The organism is Cupriavidus necator (assembly GCF_013141915.1).
GTDB lineage: Bacteria > Pseudomonadota > Gammaproteobacteria > Burkholderiales > Burkholderiaceae > Cupriavidus > Cupriavidus necator_B.
In genome coordinates this window covers 84761-100510 of record NZ_SROX01000021.1, presented here as the reverse complement: position 1 = coordinate 100510, position 15750 = coordinate 84761, and the positions used below count along the sequence as shown (strand labels likewise).

Below are 15750 nucleotides of genomic sequence, written 5' to 3'. Positions count from 1 at the left end.
TCACCGACCCGCCCAAACCCAAGGAGCCGCCATGCCCCACATCGTCCTGCACCTGTCCGGCCAACCCGATGCCGACCTCACCCGCCGCAGCGCCAGGGCGATCGCCGACCTGACCGAGCGCGTGCTCGGCAAGCAGCGCGACGTCATTGCTGTGACGGTCCAGTACATCCCGCACGACAGCTGGATCATCGCCGACGCGCCGCTGTCCGGGCAGGGCCGCAACGCCTTCCATCTGGATATCAGCGTGACCGATGAAACCAACACCAAGGCGGAGAAGGCGCAGTTCATCGCGGCCGTGTTCGAGACCATGTCGGGCCTGCTCGGCAACCTGCATCCGGTCTCCTACGTCCACGTGATCGACGCCCGTGCCGCGGCGTATGGCTACGGCGGGCGCACGCAGGAGTATCGCCATCAGCATGGGTAAAGCTGGCCTTCTCCTTCATGCCCGCGGCCACTACCGCTGGTGTCCGCGGCGAGCCCTGAGGTTTCGCCGCGAGCCAAGCTGTGGCACAGTCGCCGGCTGATCCCTTTTCCTGACGCACAGAAAGAGACAACGCGCCACAAGCGCCGGCCCCCGCGCGGCAACGGACCGCACCTCAGGAGAAGGCAACCCTGAAGGAGATCCGATGTCGTTCCTGATCGTACTGGCAGCCCTTGCCTTTCTGATGTTCGCGGCCTACCGCGGCTACAGCGTGATCCTGTTCGCGCCGATCGCCGCGCTGGCCGCGGTGCTGCTGACCGACCCATCGGCGGTGGCGCCGGTGTTCACCGGCATCTTCATGGAGAAGATGGTCGGCTTCGTGAAGCTGTATTTCCCGGTGTTCCTATTAGGCGCGGTGTTCGGCAAGGTGGTCGAGCTGTCGGGCTTTTCCGAGTCCATCGTCGCCGCGGCGATCCGCTACATCGGGCGGTCGCGCGCCAACGCGGTGATCGTCGCGGTGTGCGCGCTGCTGACCTATGGCGGCGTGTCGCTGTTCGTGGTGGTGTTCGCGGTCTACCCGTTTGCCGCCGAGCTGTATCGCCAGAGCAACATCCCCAAGCGGCTGATGCCGGGCGCCATCGCGCTGGGCGCGTTCTCGTTCACCATGGATTCGCTGCCCGGCACCCCGCAGATCCAGAACATCATCCCCACCAACTTCTTCAACACCACCTCGTGGGCCGCGCCGGCGCTGGGCGTGGCGGGGTCGCTGTTTATCCTGGTGGTGGGCCTGAGCTACCTGGAATGGCGCCGCCGTGCCGCGGCCGCGCGCGGCGAGGGCTACGGCACCAACCTGCGCAACGAGCCGGAACGCAGCCAGGCCGGCAAGCTGCCGCATCCGCTGCTGGCGCTGCTGCCGCTGGTGGTGGTGGGCGTGGCCAACTTCTGGCTGACGCAGATGATTCCGCTCTGGTATGGCGCATCCAGCAGCGTGGCGCTGCCCGGGCTGGCCAAGCCGGTGGAAACCAAGATCGCCAGCGTCACCGCGATCTGGGCAGTGGAAGGCGCGCTGCTGCTGGGCATCGCCGTGGTACTGGTGACCGCCTTCGGCGCCCTGCGCGAGCGCTTTGCCGAGGGCACCAAGGGCGCAGTCGGCGGCGCACTGCTGGCATCGATGAACACCGCGTCGGAATATGGCTTTGGCGGCGTCATCGCCGCACTGCCCGGCTTTCTGGTAGTCAGCGATGCGCTGCGCGTCATACCCAATCCGCTGGTCAATGCCGCGGTCTCGGTCAGCACGCTGGCCGGCATCACCGGCTCGGCCTCGGGCGGCATGAGCATTGCGCTGGCGGCGATGTCGCAGACCTTTATCGCGGGCGCTCAAGCCATGCAGATCCCGTTGGAGGTGCTGCACCGGGTGGTGTCGATGGCCAGCGGCGGCATGGACACCCTGCCGCACAACGGCGCCGTGATCACTCTGCTGGCCGTGACCGGGCTGACCCACCGCGAGTCCTACCGCGATATCTTCGCGGTCACGCTGATCAAGACCGCTGCGGTGTTCTTTGTCATCGCCGTGTATTTTCTGACCGGACTGGTTTGAAGCATTGCCGGCCCGCGCGGGTTGTACATTGTCGGTGTTGTTAACTAGTGTGGTTGGGTGCCGCCGGGCGCCCGACCCGGTCAACCTGGAAGCCAACCGATGAAGCAAGTCACCCTGCCCGACGGCGAGCGCGTCCCGGCGCTCGGCATGGGAACGTGGAATATGGGCGAGTCCCGCGCCGCGCGCGCCGAAGAGATCGCCACGCTGCGCCTGGGGCTGGACCTGGGCCTGCGCCTGATCGATACCGCCGAGATGTACGGCGAAGGCCAGTCCGAGGCCCTGATCGGCGAGGCCATCGCCGGCCGGCGCGACCAGGCCTTCCTGGTCAGCAAGGTCTACCCCTTCAACGCCAGCCGGCGCGGCACCGTGCAGGCGTGCGAGCGCAGCCTGAAGCGGCTGGGCACCGACCGCATCGACCTGTATCTGCTGCACTGGCGCGGCGGCGTGCCGCTGGAAGAGACCGTGCAGGCCATGGAAGCGCTGCAGCGCGACGGCAAGATCCGCCACTGGGGCGTCAGCAACCTGGACCTGTCCGATATGCAGGAGTTGTGGGACGCGCCCGGCGGCAGCCGCCTGGCCGCCAACCAGCTGTTGTACAACCTGGGCCGGCGCGGCATCGAATGGGACCTGTTGCCATGGCTGCGCCAGCGCGGCGTGCCGGTGATGGCCTATTCCCCCATCGAGCAGGCGCGGCTGCTGGGCAACCCCGGGCTAAAGCGCTTCGCTCGCGACCACGGCATGACCGCCGCACAGGCGGCGCTGGCGTGGCTGCTGGCGCAAGACGGCGTCATCGCCATCCCCAAGACCAGCCGGCGCGAGCGCCTGCAGGAGAACCTGGGCGCGCTGTCGAAGATGCTGTCGCCGGCCCAGTTGGCCGAGATCGACCGCATCTTTCCGCCGCCCGACGGCCCCGGGCCGCTGGAAATGCTCTGAGGCGCGGCCGGCCCGCCGTCAGTTCTGGCCGGCCAGGTAGCGCTCGCGCTCGACGTAGCGCACCAGGTAGCTGCGCGCCTTGTCGCGGGTGTCGGTGGTTACGCGCGCCGCCGCCTGGCGCGCGCTGCTCTTGCCGTGCGATGACGACATCTGCGCCTCCAGATAGCCGCGGAACGCATCGTGCATCGCTTCGAGTTCAGGCTGGCATGCGGATAGCGCCCGGTCGGCCACGTCCTTCGACTGGCCCTTGGCCGACAAGTTGTCGTTCGCCTGCTTCTGCGTGCAGTCCATGTATTTGGCGCGCAGCGCCTGCCAGCCACTGGCGGGATCGGCGGCCGCGGACGCGCTCGCGCTGACATCGTTGGACGGACCCGGAGGCTGGGAAGCGCAGGCGGCCAGCAGGGCCAGCGAGGTCAGTGGCAGGGCGGTGAGAAGTCTTTTCATGGCGGATCGAGGCGGTCACGGCGCAGCGGCGTCACACGGCAGCTGCAAGGCAGCCATGGGACGTACCGGGCGCAAGGCCCATTATTTTTGCCGCGAACGGCCATCCCGTACCACCTTCGTCACAAATGGAAACGACTCCTTGGCCTGAATCATTTGCCGGGGTGATTTCGGCGCCTATGCTTCAAAGACGACAACAACACCAAGGAGACGACATGAAACGTCGAACCTTCCTTTCGGCCAGCGCGGGTCTGGCCCTCGGCAGCCTGGCCATGGGCGCCTGCACCACCACCAAGCCCGGCGCGCCCAGCGACAAGGCGGCACGCCGGCGCGAGCTGGATTCGGGCGCGGATGCCACGCTGTCGCGCCTGTACAGCACGGTCAACGGCTCGCGCGAGCTGGGCAACCGCGCGCGCGGCATCCTGGTGTTCCCGAAGACCCTCTCGGCCGGCTTTATCGTCGGTGGCGAGTATGGCGACGGCGCCTTGCGCTCGGGCGGCGCCACGCGCGGCTATTACCGCCTGATCGCGGGCTCGGTGGGCTGGCAGATCGGGGCGCAGTCCAAGGCCGTCATCCTGATGTTCATGACGCCGGAAGCCTACGACAAGTTTGTGCGCAGCAGCGGCTGGACCGCGGGCGTCGATGCCACCGTGGCGCTGGCCACCGTTGGCGCAAACGGCGTGCTCGATACCAATACCGCCCAGCAGCCCATCGTCGGCTTCGTCATGACCAATGCCGGCCTGATGGCGGGCCTGAGCTTCGAGGGCAGCAAGATCAGCAAACTCGACCTGTAACGGCGGGCTTGTGGTGGTCCGCCGCGGGGCCGTCGTGCCGCGCGGCGCCCTGCATTTTTCGCGGCCGTGGTCCGCGAGCGGATAGAATTCGTCCCTTTGGCCGAATTCCCATGTGGTTCAAGAATCTGCAGGTCCATCGTTTCGCCGCCCCGTGGGCGCCTAGCGCCGACGAGGTCGAAGCCAGCCTGGCGAAGCACGCCTTCTTTCCCGGTACCAGCCTCGAAATGCAGACGCAAGGCTGGGCCTCGCCCCGTGACAACGGCCAGCTGGTCCATACCGTCGGCCGCCAGATGCTGCTGACGCTGCGCACCGAAAAAAAGCTTCTGCCGACCACCGTGGTCAACCAGGTCACGCGCGCCCGCGCCGCCGAGATCGAAGAGCAGCAAGGCTACAAGCCGGGCCGCAAGCAACTGAAGGAACTGAAGGAGCAGGTCACCGAAGAACTGCTGCCGCGCGCCTTCAGCATCCGCCGCGACACGCGCGTGTGGATCGACCCCGACCATGGCTGGCTGGCCATCGATGCCGCCGCCGCGGCCAAGGCCGATGAAGTGCGCGGCATGCTGTTCAAGGCGCTCGACCCGCTACCGCTGATCAACCTGCACGTCAACCAGTCGCCGGTGGCGGCCATGACCGAATGGCTGGCCGGCGATGCGGCCCCCGGCGGCTTCACCGTCGACCAGGAAATCGAGCTGCAATCCGGCGCCGAAAGCAAGGCCACGGTCCGCTATGTGCGCCACCCGCTCGACCCGGAAGACCTGCGCCGCCATATCGCCGCCGGCAAGCGCTGCACGCGCCTGGCGATGACCTGGAACGACCGCGTCTCGTTCGTGCTGACCGACGGGCTGGTGGTCAAGAAGCTGGCGCCGCTCGACGTGATCAAGGAACAGGCCGACGGCACCGCGCACGATGAAGACGAGCGCTTCGACTCGGACTTCACCATGATGGCGGGCGAGCTGTCCGGGCTGCTGGCCGACTTGACCGAGGCGCTCGGCGGCGAGCGCAAGGCCTGACCCCAGCCCTCTCGGAGGCGCTGCCACCGGGCAGCGCCTCGCCGGCGGCTATTCCACCCAGTTCACCTTGGGGAAGCGCCCGGCGAATCCCGCCGGCATCGCCACTACCCGCTTCGCCACGTAGTCGAAAAAGACGAAGCCCGACTTGGCCATCGCGATCAGCGCGCCATCGGCCGGCCGCGTGATGCGGAAGATGATGTCGCCGCCGTACTTGTTGAAGTCCATCACGCCCACCTCGAACAGCAGCTGGTCGCGTGCATGGGCCTCGTTGCGGTACATCGTGGCCAGGTCGGTGACGATGATGCCCACCCCTTCCTCGCGCACGTCCGCGCTGCCGAATTCAAACAGGAACCGCGCCCGCGCCTCGGAGATCATCGAGATCATCGAATCGTTGGCAAGGTGGTTGGCCGAGTTGATGTCGGTCACGCGCACGGTCAGGTGCGTGGCGTAGCAAAGCTGGTCGGCGGGCAGGTCGAGCTTGAGGCGGGCCATGATGGGTCGGGCTAGAAAAATGGATCGAACGCCGCACGAAGAACGCAAGGCGCCGGCAGCGGCGCCATCATAAGCGATGCGCCGGTTCGGCCCGTGCCCCTGCCGCACCGCCGCCTACATTCGGGTAAGTACTCCCCACCGTTTTCGTCCATCCCGCCGATGCCGCGGCGCATGCCGGCCTCGTACGCTGCGCCTTGCCGTGGCCACTGGCGCATCGACGCTCCGGAGCCGCACGCCGACACGATGTCAACGACTGGAGGAAACACCATGCAAGCCGACCGCCGCAAGGCCCTGCAATGGCTGGGAGCCGGATCCCTGGCCGCCACCGCTTCAACCCTCGGCATCGGCCGCGCCTGGGCCCAGCAAGCCTGGCCGGCGCGCCCGGTGCGGCTGGTGGTGCCCTACCCGCCCGGCGGCGCCACCGACGTGCTGGCGCGCGCGCTGGGCGACCCGCTGGGCAAGCTGTGGCAGCGCCCGGTGATCGTCGAGAACCGGCCCGGCGTCGGCGGCATGATCGGCGCCGACGTGGTCGCCAAGGCGCAGCCGGACGGCTACACGCTGCTGCTGGGCCTGCCCAGCCTGGTGCAGACACCCTATATGGTGGCCAAGCCGCCGTTCGACCCGCTGCGCGACCTGACCGCCATCGGCCAGCTGTGCACCTCCAGCCTGGTGCTGACCGCCAGCAGCGCGATGCCGCGCACGCTGCCGCAAATGGTAAGCCTGGCCCGCTCCCAGCCGGACAAGTACGCCTATGGCACCTACGGCATCGGCACCGGCGCCCATCTCTACATGCAGGTCTTCCTGAAGAATGCCGGCGCGCAGCTGGTCCACGTTCCGTACAAGGGCGAAGCGCCGATCGCCACCGACCTGATCGGCGGCCAGATCTCGCTGGGCACGCTGTCGCCGATGACGGTGCGCCAGCACGCCCGCACCGGCAAGCTGCAGCCGCTGGCAGTGACCGGCAACACCCGCGCGCCGATGCTGCCTGACGTGCCCACCTTCCAGGAACTCGGCTTCAAGGGGCTGGACGGCCCGGCCTGGCTGGGCCTGTTCACCACGGCCGGCACGCCGCAGGCCATCGTCGACAAGATCGCGGCCGACGTAGAAACCGTGATGGCCGCGCCCGACATCCGCCAGCGCCTGGGGGATCTGGGGCTGATCGTCAAGACCACGCCGCCGGCGGCCTTCGCGGCGACGACCCGGGCCGACCAGGCGTACTGGGGCAACGTGATCAAGGAAAACAATATCCGCCTGGATTGAGGCATGGCAGCGCCGGCGTCTGCTTGCAGATGCCGGCTATCCCGCACCGGCGGAACATCGTCGCGGCATCGAGGGCATGGCGGTACGCGTGGCCGAGATCCAGGCGGCATTCGACGAGAACGCCGAACTGGTGGCGGACGCGGCCGAAGCCGCGCGGGCACAGCGGGCGCAGACTGAAGGGTTGAACCGGGCGGTCGGAGTGTTCCGGCTGGACTGAGGGCCGGCCGGCGGATCAATCGTCTTTTTCGTCGCCGGTGGGGAAATGCACGCCGCCCCGGCGTGCCGCCTCAGGCAACCAGCTTGCGGACACGGCGCTCCATTGCCGGGACGATGTTTCCGGCACGCTTGGCCAGATTGACCTGCATCGCGGCCGCAGCGACGTCCGTGAGCGAGGGATCGATCTCGTACCCCTTTCCCGACATCCACAACAGCACCTCCCACAAATGCCAGAGCGCACTGGCGCCTTCGTGCACCGGCGCGGGAAAGGAAGCCGGATGGCCGAGCATCAGCTTGCGCATGTTCTGGCGCGACATGCCGACGGTGTCCGCAATGTCCGTCAGGCCAACCAGGTCCGGCGCCGCTTCGATCAGCGAGGCGGACGGCATGGCGCGACGGGCATCGGTCAGCGCGCTGACGATGGCGTCGGCCGCCGATTCCGCTTCCCGGTCGAACGCCAGCGCAATCCGGCCGACCACGCCCATACCCACGGTCGCATCGTCGCATCCGGCTTCATAGAGGCGTTCGGCGAGCGTGTCGGGATCGCTGTCATCCGCCGGCAACTGGTATCTCAAGGTGAACGCGTATTCCATGGCGGTGTTTTCTCCGTCAGCTCGATTGGCACCGCGACTTCGTACCGATGCAAGCAGTTGTCCACGATCCGACGGATTCGGGTGGCGTGGTTGGATGGGCTCCAGGGTGTGCAATAGATGCTGATGACACAGAATTCCCCACCACGGCATGCGTGGTCATTGTGCGAACAGTAGATCCGTCCCCAGGCATGGCCCTGCCTTTCGCCGCCTCGACACGCCAGCCGCGAGATTCGGCGTGGGTTAACGCACCTTCAATGTCCTTCTTGGGGTGTTGGGCACGGGCCATCGATTTCTCCAAGGCTAGAAGCATGGCCCAAGGTTGTCAAGTGACAACCAATAACGCAAGCTATCTGCGATGCAATGGGAGAATTGTCCGGCTATGCGCCGTTCGTGGCGTTAGGACGACTCTGTAAGCACAGCCTGCTGGCAGGTACGGGTATCGCCAACCAGGCGCGCCAGACGCTGTCGTCGACCACTCCGACTCACGCCACTGCCGCCGCCCCACCCAGCCGGAACACCGCCACCGCCTCGCGCAGCGCCCGCGCCTGCTCCGCCATCGACTGCGTCGCCGCCGAAGCCTGCTCGACCAGCGCGGCGTTTTGCTGCGTGACCTCGTCGAGCTGGCCGACCGCCTGGTTAACCTGCTCGATGCCATGGCGCTGCTCGCCGGACGCCGCGACGATCTCGTTCACGAAGCGCGAAACCTGCGCCATGGCCGCCGTCATCTCTTCGATCGTGCCGCCGGCGTTGCCGACCAGCGCGTGCCCGGCCGCGACGCGCTCGACCGCCACGTCGATCAACGCCTTGATTTCGCGCGACGCCACCGCGCTGCGCTGCGCGAGCGTGCGCACCTCGTTGGCGACCACGGCAAAGCCACGTCCCTGCTCGCCGGCGCGAGCCGCCTCGACGGCGGCGTTCAGCGCCAGCAGGTTGGTCTGGAACGCGATGCCTTCGATCACGCCGACAATATCGCCCACCTTGGCGGAGCGCTCGGCGATCTCCTGCATGGTGGTGACGACATGACCCATCACATCGACGCTGCGTCCCGCGATATCGCGGGCCAGCGCCGTCTGCCGGGAAACCTGTTCAATATTCTCGGCGTTGGCGCGCACGGTCAGCGTCAGCTCATCCATGCTCGCGGCGGTCTGTTCCAGCGAAGCCGCCTGCTGCTCGGTGCGTGCCGACAGGTCAAAGTTGCCGTTCGCGATCTGCGCGCTGGCCGCCGCCACGCCTTCGGCATTGCGCCGCACCAGCCCGACGACATCGGACAGGCTGTGCTGCATGTCGTGCAGCGCCTGCATCAGTGCGGCGATCTCGTCCTTGCCGCGCGTATCGATCGGCGTCGACAGGTTTCCCCTGGCCACCGTCTGCGCCACATTCAGCGCACGGGACAGCGGTCGCGTCAGCGCGCGGCTGAACACCAGCGCGCCGGCCAGCCCGCAGGCGAACGCGGCGAGCATCAGCGCATAGCTCAGCGTCGCGGCGTGGCTGGCGGTCGCGGCGGTCTGCGCGGACACAGCCGCGGCATCCGCCGCGATCAGTCGCGCGGCCTCCTGCAGCAGTCGCGCCGGCTCGCGGTCGACACCGGTCACGACGCGGTCACCGGCGGCCGGATCGAACTGCGCCGCCTTGAAGGCCTCGAAGCCGCGCCGGTAGCCCTCGCCCATCGTGGCATGGGCGCTGGTGAACCGCGCTACCAGCGCTTTCGATTTGCCATCGGGCAGGCGCCTGGCCAGCGCCGCGCCACGTGCGCGGATCGCCGACTCGCGCGCGGCAAAGGCGGCCCAGTGCATGTCCAGCCGCGCCGTGTCGCTGCCGCGCAGGATCGTGTTCTTCCACTCCTGGATCTGCTCCTTGAAATCCACGAGCATCGCCGTAACCAGCCGTTCTTCCTCGACCCGTTCGAGCACGACATGGTTGTAGTCGTCGATCGAGCGGTTCAAGGTACTCAGGCCGTACAGGGCACCGGCGAACATGACGATAAGCGCCGCCGCGAAAGCGAGCGGGAGTTTGACTGCGATCTTCATTACGGATTTCCGATGGGCATGGGGTCACCCCCAGCGCAAGCGCTGGTATGGCAGGGCTCTTATCGGCAGGGAGATCGGTAAGTTGAGGAGAGTATCGGGGCCCGGCCCTGTCAAAGTTGGGCAGCTTTCGTGACGCGCGGCGCCCCGTGAGCGGCACGTACGCGGAAACCGTCACGGTGCCGGCCGGTACGACCTTGTCCGTGGGTGCACTGAGTGCGGGGGCACGGGATCGCGTCGCCGCGCCGGATACCGCAAGTGGGAGGGATCAGCAGGCGTACACTGGTGGTAACCGGTTCGCACCCGAGGGACTGACCCAACCTGCCCCATGCCTGTGTCCGCCCTGCCGATCCACTCCGACCGCCTGACCCTGTCACCCTTCTGCGGACATGACGCAGCTGAGGCCTGGCCCTGCATCACCCCAACGCTCGCCCGCTACATGGATTGGGACCCCGCCCCGTCGCCCGAGGCGTTTCGCGAGGTATGGCAGGCGTGGCTGCCGGCCATGGAAGACGGAACTGATTTTGTCTTCACCGTCCGCCGGACCAGCGACGGTCATTTCCTTGGCCTTGCCGGGCTCCATCACGCCGACACGCCGGCGCCGGAGTTCGGCATCTGGATCCGCGAAGATGCCCATGGCCACGGCTATGGCAAGGAAGCGGTGCTGGCCGTGGCAGGGTGGGCAACGGCCGCATTGCGGCCAGCGCGCTTTGTATATCCGGCCGCTGAGCAGAACTGGAAGAGCCGCCGGATTGCGGAAGCGATGGGCGGCGTCGTGGTGGACCGGCAGCCGGCGCCCAAGTTCGTGCGGGTGGTCTATTCGGTGCCGGTGAAGTCGCTGGCTTGACCCATCGGCAACAGCGACCGAAGCACGCGAGCCAGTGAACGGACCCCACACCACCGTTCAGGGCGTCGGGCCGATCAAAAATTCACCGCCCCTTCCACACCGGCGGGCGCTTGCCAACGAACGCTTCCGCCCCCTCCCGGAAGTCGTCGCTGCCATAACACTGCCGCACCAGATCGTCGGTATCAGCCACCGCCGCCACGATCTGGCGGCGCAATGACTCCTTGATGACGGTCTGCGTGACCGGCGCAAGCGCGCTGAGCCGCTCGCACAGCGCGGCGACTTCGCCTTCCAGCGCCTCGGGCGCATGAATGCCCTCAAGAAAACCGCAGGCCAGCGCCGCATCGGCATCGAGAATCTGCGCGAGCAACAGCATGCGTCGCACCGGTTGCAGCCCCCACGCCGCGCGCAGCTTGGCGAGGTTGTGCGCGGAAAGCGTGTTGCCCAGCGTCTTTGCGATCGGCACGCCGAAGCGGGCCTTGGGCGTTGCCAGCCGGAAGTCGCACGCGGTGGCGATGGCCAGTCCACCGCCCACCGCCCAGCCTTCGACGACCGCCACGGTAGGCATCGGCAACTGCTCGACCAGCGCGATGCCTTCATCGATACGCGCTTCATACGCGACCCCGTCATCGCCGCCCGAGAACTGCCGAAACTGCGCGATGTCGGTCCCGGCGACAAAGGCCTCGCCGCCCGCGCCGCGCAGCACCACTACGCGTGCGCCGGCCGTGCCTTCCGTGGCGAGAGCGCGACAATGCTCTGCGAGCTGCCCGTACATCGCCCACGTCATCGCATTGCGCGCGGCCGGACGGTCGAAAGTCAGCGTCGCGATAGAGCCCTGCCGTGTCAACGTGACCCGGCCTTCGATGGGTGCCTGCTGCGGGGCGCTCATGCGCCGAAGGCGCCGGCCGCGGCCAGCGACTGCTGTTCGTCCTGCGACAGGCCCAACTCAGCGAGGATCTCGCCAGTGTGCTGGCCCAGCAGCGGCGGCGGGCGCCGTACCTGCTGCGGCGTGCCGCCCATCTTCACCGCGAAGCCGATATTGGGCACCTTGCCTTCGATCGGATGATCGATCTCGATGCGCATCTGGCGGTGCTTGCCGTGATCGCTGTCGAACGCCTGCGGGTAGGTCAGGATCGGCCCGGCGGGAATGCCGACCTCAAGCAATTGCTCGATCCAGTAGTCGGCACTCTGCTTGACGAAGCTCTCCTCCAGCGCGCCGATCAGCGCCTGCCGGTTGGCCAGGCGCAGCGCGACCGTGGCAAAGCGCTCATCCGCGAGCAGGTCGGGCCGGTCCAGCGTATTGCACAGCAGCTGCCACAGCTTCTGGTTGGTCGCTCCCATCACGAAGTAGCCATCCGCCGCCTTCATCGCCTGGTAGGGCGCGCTCATGCGGTTGGCGGTGCCGAGCGGCTCGGGCTCGCGCCCGGTGCCCCAGTATTCGCAGGTGTCCCACACCGAGAACGCCAGCGCGGAATCGAACAGCGACGCATCGACATACTGCCCCTTGCCGGTCTCTTTCGCGCCGATATAGGCGGACAGCATGCCGTAGGTGGCGAACAGCGCACAGCCGATATCGGCCACCGGCACGCCTGCCTTCACCGGCGCGCCGCCCGGATAGCCCGTGACGCTCATCACGCCCGACATCGCCTGCGCCATCAGGTCGAATCCCGGCCGCGTGGCCCACGGCCCGCTCTGGCCGAAGCCCGAGATGCTGCAGTAGACCAGCTTAGGGTTGATCCGGCTAAGGGTCTCGTAGTCGATGCCCAGGCGCTTCATCACACCGGGGCGGTAGTTCTCGACCAGGATGTCCGCCGTTTCCGCCAGCCGGTACAGCACGGCGCGGCCGGATTCGGTCTTCAGGTCCAGCGTGACGCTGCGCTTGTTGCGGTTCATGTTGAGGAACCCCATGCTGTCGGGCCCCTTCATCTTGAACCCCATCGAGCCGCGCGTCTGGTCACCGCCGTCCGGCGGCTCGATCTTGATCACGTCGGCGCCAAGGTCGGCCAGCAGCATGCAGGCGTAAGGGCCGGCCATGACCTGGCTGACGTCGAGCACGCGCACGCCGGCCAGCGGCAGGGGCGTGGCGTTGGCCTGGGCGGCTTGGGCGCCGGAGTCGCGGAAATCAGTCATCGGTTGCGTCCTAAGAAAATGGGTTCGGGCTGCGTGCATCGGTGCGTCGGCGCTCGGCCATCAGCTCTCCGCCTTCACGCCGGCGTCCTTGATCACCTTGGCCCATTTGGTCGATTCCGCGGCGATGTAGGCGGCGAACTGCTGGTTCGATCCGCCCGAATCCTCGGCGCCAAAGCTCTTCAGCCGCTCGGCCACGTCCGGCATCGCCAGCACGCGGTTGACGTCTTCATTCATGCGCTGTGCCAGCGCCGGCGGCATTCCCTTCGGGCCCACCAGCCCATACCACGACGCCGCGTCCAGGCCCGGGAAGCCCGACTCCGCCAGCGTGGGCACGCCCGGATGGCTGGCCGCGCGCTTCAGGCGTGTCTGCGCGATCGCGATCACCTTGCCCTGCTGGATAAACGGCGTGGCCGCGGTCATGGTGTCGAACGCATAGTCGATCTGGCCGCCTAGCAGGTCCGCCACCAGCGGGCCCGAGCCCTTGTACGGCACATGCACCACGTCGATCTTCGCCTGCATGCGGAACAGTTCCAGCGCCAGGTGCTGCGCCGAGCCGATTCCCGACGAGCCGAACGAAATCTTGCCCGGATTCTTGCGGCACAGCGCCACGATGTCCGCAACCGTTCGCACCTTCTGTTCCGGACGGCAGGTCAGCATATTCGGCGTGACCCCGACCATCGAGATCGGCGTAAAGTCCGCGCGCGGGTCGTACTTGACGTCCAGCAGCGCCGGCGCGATCGCATGGCTGTTGACATGCGCCATCAGCAGCGTGGTGCCGTCCGGCGGCTGCTTGGCCACATAGGCCGCGGCAATGGCGCCGGTCGCGCCCGGCTTGTTCTCCACCAGCACGCTGGTGTTCCACATGACGCCCAGCTTCTGCCCGATCACGCGCGCCAGCACGTCCGTGCCGCCGCCGGGGGCGAAGCCCACTACGATGCGAACCGGCCCCGCCACATTGGCCGCGCGCGCCAGGCCGGGCGCCGCCAGCCCGGCCGCAGCCGCCAGAAGAAATTGTCTGCGCCGCATTGCGTGTCTCCTCTCATCGTTATGGAGCCATCTTCCGCAATGCACCCGCCCAGGGCTATCGCTATTTTCAGGATTCAGGTTTCGCGTTTTGCGCAAGCACCTGCAGCACGCTCAACGCCGCCGACGACAGCGCGCCGTGCGGCCGATGGCACAGCACAAAATGCCGCACCGCCCACTCCCCCGCAATCGGCAGCCGCACGAAGCCGCTGCCGCCCGCCACCTCGCGCGCAATCGCCTCCGGCATCACCCCGCCCCCCAGGTTCTGCGCCACCAGCGCCGCGATGCTGTCGAACCCGCTCACCCGCATGCGCATGCGCAGCACTCGCCCCGCCTCGTCCGCCAGCCGCTCCAGCCCGACCGAGATCGCCGAACTCTCGCCCAGCACGATCAGGTCGCAATCCAGCACGTCCTCCGTCGTCACCTTCTTGCGCTTCGCTAGCGCATGCCCGCGCGCCACCACCAGCACCAGCCGGTCGCTGCGGTACGGCGCGGTCGGCAGGTCGACCACGCCCAGGCTGCCCTCGTAGATGCCAATATCCACCGTGCCGCGGCGCAGCGACTGCTGGACCTCCTGGCTGTTCATTTCCTGGAGGTCGATGCGGACACCGGGGCAGTCTGCAGCGCAGCGCTTGATGTCGAACGGCAGGAACTGGATCACGGCGGACTTGGGGGCGGCGACCCGCACTACGCCGAGGTCGCCACCGACGAACGAGGTGGCGTCGTCCTGCATGCGCTGCACGGTGTGGGTGATGCCGCGGGCGTGGGCCAGCAGCGCCCGGCCGGCTTCGGTACAAGCCATGCCGTGAGGCAGCCGCTCGAACAGCGAGACGCCGAGCTGGGATTCCAGTTCGAGGATGCGTCTTGAAGCCGCCGCTGCGGCCAGATGCAGGCGTTCGGCGCCGCGGGTGATGCTCCCTTCGTCGGCGACGGCGATGAAGAGCTGGATGGTGGTGAGGTCGAAATGGAGGCGGGGTTGGCGTGAGGGGGCGGGGGACGTCACGGCGGGCGTTATTGGGGCGAACTGGATAGGAGTTGGAGGAACCGGCACGGGGCAAATTGAGCAGCGACTGCTGCGCGTGCCGGGCCATCTTCCGCTCAACGTCGCGCCCGGGCAATTGCGGGTTTCCCGTGTGCCGATCGACGAACCTCAATGGTGTCGCATCCTAAGTTGCTTGCTCATAGCGCGGCATACCGAGGCAACAAATCCTGATCAGCTAGCCGAAAAGCAGATTCTGCAGGGCGAGCCTAAGAGCGAGGCGGGGCGGCGCCCGCCCCTCCACGCGCAAAACATCAGCCTAACGAGGCATCTTGTCTGCTCGCTTGTTCGCTGCACGGGTGCGCGCTGCCTTTTGGGCCGCTTCAGAGCGGCCCGCCGCACCCTTTGTCCGGGCAGCCTTCTCGGCGGCCGCGGAGCGATCTGCCGCGGTACGCTTGCTGGCGGCACGCTTGGCCTGGGCTGACAGTGCCTGAGGCGAGGCCCCGGCCGTGCTCTCTCGCTTGAGCGCCTTGATAGCGGCGCTGCGACGCTTGGCCGTGCTTTCGGAACTAGGCCGCCTGGGCGCCTTTTCGCTGGCACTCTTGGCGGTCGGCTTGGCCGCACTCTTGGCCGTGGCGGATTTGGAACCCGCCTTAGGGGGCAAGTCGACGCCCGCGCGGCGCGCTTCCGACAAGCCGATGGCGATGGCCTGCTTGGCCGAGCGCACGCCATGCTTGCCATGGCGGACGGCTTCGATCTCGTCACGAACAAAATGACCGGCCTGGGTGCTTGCCGATTTCCCCGCCCGCTTGTCCGCCTTTGCCTGCGCAATGCTGGATGCTTTTGGCATGATCATCTCCATGATGTTCGCCGAAGTGTTAAACCGACGCATATGCCGTGCCAAGCTGCAAAATGGCAGAGACCGTCACGCACACGGGGCATCCCGTTGCGGAAGCCTGCGAAAGCTGCACTCCGTGCGTTGAATCTACAAAG

The 15750-nt window shown here is 67.4% G+C and carries 17 protein-coding genes; 8 read left to right on the top strand and 9 right to left on the bottom strand.

All coding sequences use genetic code 11. The features are described from left to right. Positions 1-31: 31 nt before the first annotated feature. The 3 genes from E5S69_RS27980 to E5S69_RS27970 all read left to right on the top strand — a co-directional run bounded on the left by E5S69_RS27980 (position 32) and on the right by E5S69_RS27970 (position 2951). Positions 32-424 carry a tautomerase family protein gene (locus tag E5S69_RS27980; protein ID WP_171517707.1) on the top strand — a complete coding sequence of 131 codons (393 nt, stop codon included), beginning with the start codon at positions 32-34 and terminating at the stop codon, positions 422-424. A gap of 202 nt (positions 425-626) precedes the next feature. Further along, a complete protein-coding gene (locus E5S69_RS27975; protein ID WP_171517706.1) occupies positions 627-2018 on the top strand; it encodes a GntP family permease in 1392 nt (463 codons plus the stop codon). Positions 2019-2117: 99 nt separating this feature from the next. Beyond that, a complete protein-coding gene (locus tag E5S69_RS27970) occupies positions 2118-2951 on the top strand; it encodes an aldo/keto reductase (RefSeq protein WP_171517705.1) in 834 nt (277 codons plus the stop codon). A gap of 18 nt (positions 2952-2969) precedes the next feature. Here the strand turns inward: E5S69_RS27970 and E5S69_RS27965 are convergent, their stop codons facing one another. Beyond that, positions 2970-3395, bottom strand: a complete 426-nt coding sequence (locus E5S69_RS27965; RefSeq protein WP_171517704.1) for a hypothetical protein — start codon at positions 3393-3395, stop codon at positions 2970-2972. A 212-nt stretch (positions 3396-3607) separates the two neighbouring features. Between E5S69_RS27965 and E5S69_RS27960 the strand changes: the two genes are divergently transcribed. After that, on the top strand, positions 3608-4186 hold the full coding sequence (locus E5S69_RS27960) for a BPSL1445 family SYLF domain-containing lipoprotein (protein WP_171517703.1): 579 nt from the start codon (positions 3608-3610) through the stop codon (positions 4184-4186). A gap of 110 nt (positions 4187-4296) precedes the next feature. Beyond that, a complete protein-coding gene (locus tag E5S69_RS27955) occupies positions 4297-5196 on the top strand; it encodes a recombination-associated protein RdgC (protein ID WP_171517702.1) in 900 nt (299 codons plus the stop codon). Positions 5197-5244: 48 nt separating this feature from the next. Here E5S69_RS27955 and E5S69_RS27950 read toward each other — a convergent pair whose 3' ends face one another. Next, entirely contained in the window at positions 5245-5688 is a 444-nt protein-coding gene (locus tag E5S69_RS27950; RefSeq protein WP_171517701.1) for a thioesterase family protein, read from the bottom strand. 267 nt (positions 5689-5955) lie between these two features. Here E5S69_RS27950 and E5S69_RS27945 point away from each other — a divergent pair, with 267 nt between their 5' ends. Together E5S69_RS27945 and E5S69_RS32690 are read left to right on the top strand one after the other, a co-directional pair. Then, positions 5956-6948: a Bug family tripartite tricarboxylate transporter substrate binding protein gene (locus tag E5S69_RS27945; RefSeq protein ID WP_171517700.1), complete on the top strand. Its 993-nt coding sequence runs from the start codon at positions 5956-5958 to the stop codon at positions 6946-6948. Positions 6949-7036: 88 nt separating this feature from the next. Continuing rightward, positions 7037-7165, top strand: a complete 129-nt coding sequence (locus tag E5S69_RS32690) for a hypothetical protein (protein WP_272871742.1) — start codon at positions 7037-7039, stop codon at positions 7163-7165. 70 nt (positions 7166-7235) lie between these two features. Here the strand turns inward: E5S69_RS32690 and E5S69_RS27940 are convergent, their stop codons facing one another. Both E5S69_RS27940 and E5S69_RS27935 read right to left on the bottom strand, forming a co-directional pair. Beyond that, positions 7236-7757 (bottom strand): DNA-binding protein, encoded by a 522-nt coding sequence (locus tag E5S69_RS27940; RefSeq protein ID WP_171517699.1) that lies wholly within the window; start codon positions 7755-7757, stop codon positions 7236-7238. Between the two features lie 482 nt (positions 7758-8239). Then, the gene (locus E5S69_RS27935) at positions 8240-9784 is read right to left on the bottom strand and encodes a methyl-accepting chemotaxis protein (RefSeq protein WP_171517698.1); all 1545 of its coding nucleotides are present in this window, start codon (positions 9782-9784) and stop codon (positions 8240-8242) included. Between the two features lie 325 nt (positions 9785-10109). Between E5S69_RS27935 and E5S69_RS27925 the strand changes: the two genes are divergently transcribed. Then, positions 10110-10628: a GNAT family N-acetyltransferase gene (locus E5S69_RS27925; protein WP_171517696.1), complete on the top strand. Its 519-nt coding sequence runs from the start codon at positions 10110-10112 to the stop codon at positions 10626-10628. Between the two features lie 82 nt (positions 10629-10710). Here E5S69_RS27925 and E5S69_RS27920 read toward each other — a convergent pair whose 3' ends face one another. The 5 genes from E5S69_RS27920 to E5S69_RS27900 form a co-directional block, all read right to left on the bottom strand. Next, the gene (locus E5S69_RS27920) at positions 10711-11514 is read right to left on the bottom strand and encodes an enoyl-CoA hydratase/isomerase family protein (RefSeq protein WP_171517695.1); all 804 of its coding nucleotides are present in this window, start codon (positions 11512-11514) and stop codon (positions 10711-10713) included. Next, positions 11511-12755, bottom strand: a complete 1245-nt coding sequence (locus E5S69_RS27915; RefSeq protein WP_171517694.1) for a CaiB/BaiF CoA transferase family protein — start codon at positions 12753-12755, stop codon at positions 11511-11513. Before E5S69_RS27915 ends, E5S69_RS27920 begins: the two co-directional genes overlap by 4 nt. A 60-nt stretch (positions 12756-12815) precedes the next feature. Next, positions 12816-13781, bottom strand: coding sequence for a Bug family tripartite tricarboxylate transporter substrate binding protein (locus tag E5S69_RS27910; RefSeq protein ID WP_171517693.1), 966 nt, complete (start codon positions 13779-13781; stop codon positions 12816-12818). 67 nt (positions 13782-13848) lie between these two features. Next, on the bottom strand, positions 13849-14781 hold the full coding sequence (locus E5S69_RS27905; RefSeq protein WP_171517692.1) for a LysR substrate-binding domain-containing protein: 933 nt from the start codon (positions 14779-14781) through the stop codon (positions 13849-13851). Positions 14782-15076: 295 nt separating this feature from the next. Then, positions 15077-15607 (bottom strand): DUF6496 domain-containing protein, encoded by a 531-nt coding sequence (locus tag E5S69_RS27900; protein ID WP_171517737.1) that lies wholly within the window; start codon positions 15605-15607, stop codon positions 15077-15079. Positions 15608-15750 lie beyond the last annotated feature (143 nt).

Coding starts and splice junctions, on each gene's coding strand:
- E5S69_RS27900 (WP_171517737.1), bottom strand. CDS start 15,607: ATGCCAAAAGCATCCAGCATTGCGCAGGCAAAGGCGGACAAGCGGGCG.
- E5S69_RS27975 (WP_171517706.1), top strand. CDS start 627: ATGTCGTTCCTGATCGTACTGGCAGCCCTTGCCTTTCTGATGTTCGCG.
- E5S69_RS27970 (WP_171517705.1), top strand. CDS start 2,118: ATGAAGCAAGTCACCCTGCCCGACGGCGAGCGCGTCCCGGCGCTCGGC.
- E5S69_RS27950 (WP_171517701.1), bottom strand. CDS start 5,688: ATGGCCCGCCTCAAGCTCGACCTGCCCGCCGACCAGCTTTGCTACGCC.
- E5S69_RS27915 (WP_171517694.1), bottom strand. CDS start 12,755: ATGACTGATTTCCGCGACTCCGGCGCCCAAGCCGCCCAGGCCAACGCC.
- E5S69_RS27980 (WP_171517707.1), top strand. CDS start 32: ATGCCCCACATCGTCCTGCACCTGTCCGGCCAACCCGATGCCGACCTC.
- E5S69_RS27960 (WP_171517703.1), top strand. CDS start 3,608: ATGAAACGTCGAACCTTCCTTTCGGCCAGCGCGGGTCTGGCCCTCGGC.
- E5S69_RS27955 (WP_171517702.1), top strand. CDS start 4,297: ATGTGGTTCAAGAATCTGCAGGTCCATCGTTTCGCCGCCCCGTGGGCG.
- E5S69_RS27910 (WP_171517693.1), bottom strand. CDS start 13,781: ATGCGGCGCAGACAATTTCTTCTGGCGGCTGCGGCCGGGCTGGCGGCG.
- E5S69_RS27965 (WP_171517704.1), bottom strand. CDS start 3,395: ATGAAAAGACTTCTCACCGCCCTGCCACTGACCTCGCTGGCCCTGCTG.
- E5S69_RS27945 (WP_171517700.1), top strand. CDS start 5,956: ATGCAAGCCGACCGCCGCAAGGCCCTGCAATGGCTGGGAGCCGGATCC.
- E5S69_RS27925 (WP_171517696.1), top strand. CDS start 10,110: ATGCCTGTGTCCGCCCTGCCGATCCACTCCGACCGCCTGACCCTGTCA.
- E5S69_RS27940 (WP_171517699.1), bottom strand. CDS start 7,757: ATGGAATACGCGTTCACCTTGAGATACCAGTTGCCGGCGGATGACAGC.
- E5S69_RS27935 (WP_171517698.1), bottom strand. CDS start 9,784: ATGAAGATCGCAGTCAAACTCCCGCTCGCTTTCGCGGCGGCGCTTATC.
- E5S69_RS27920 (WP_171517695.1), bottom strand. CDS start 11,514: ATGAGCGCCCCGCAGCAGGCACCCATCGAAGGCCGGGTCACGTTGACA.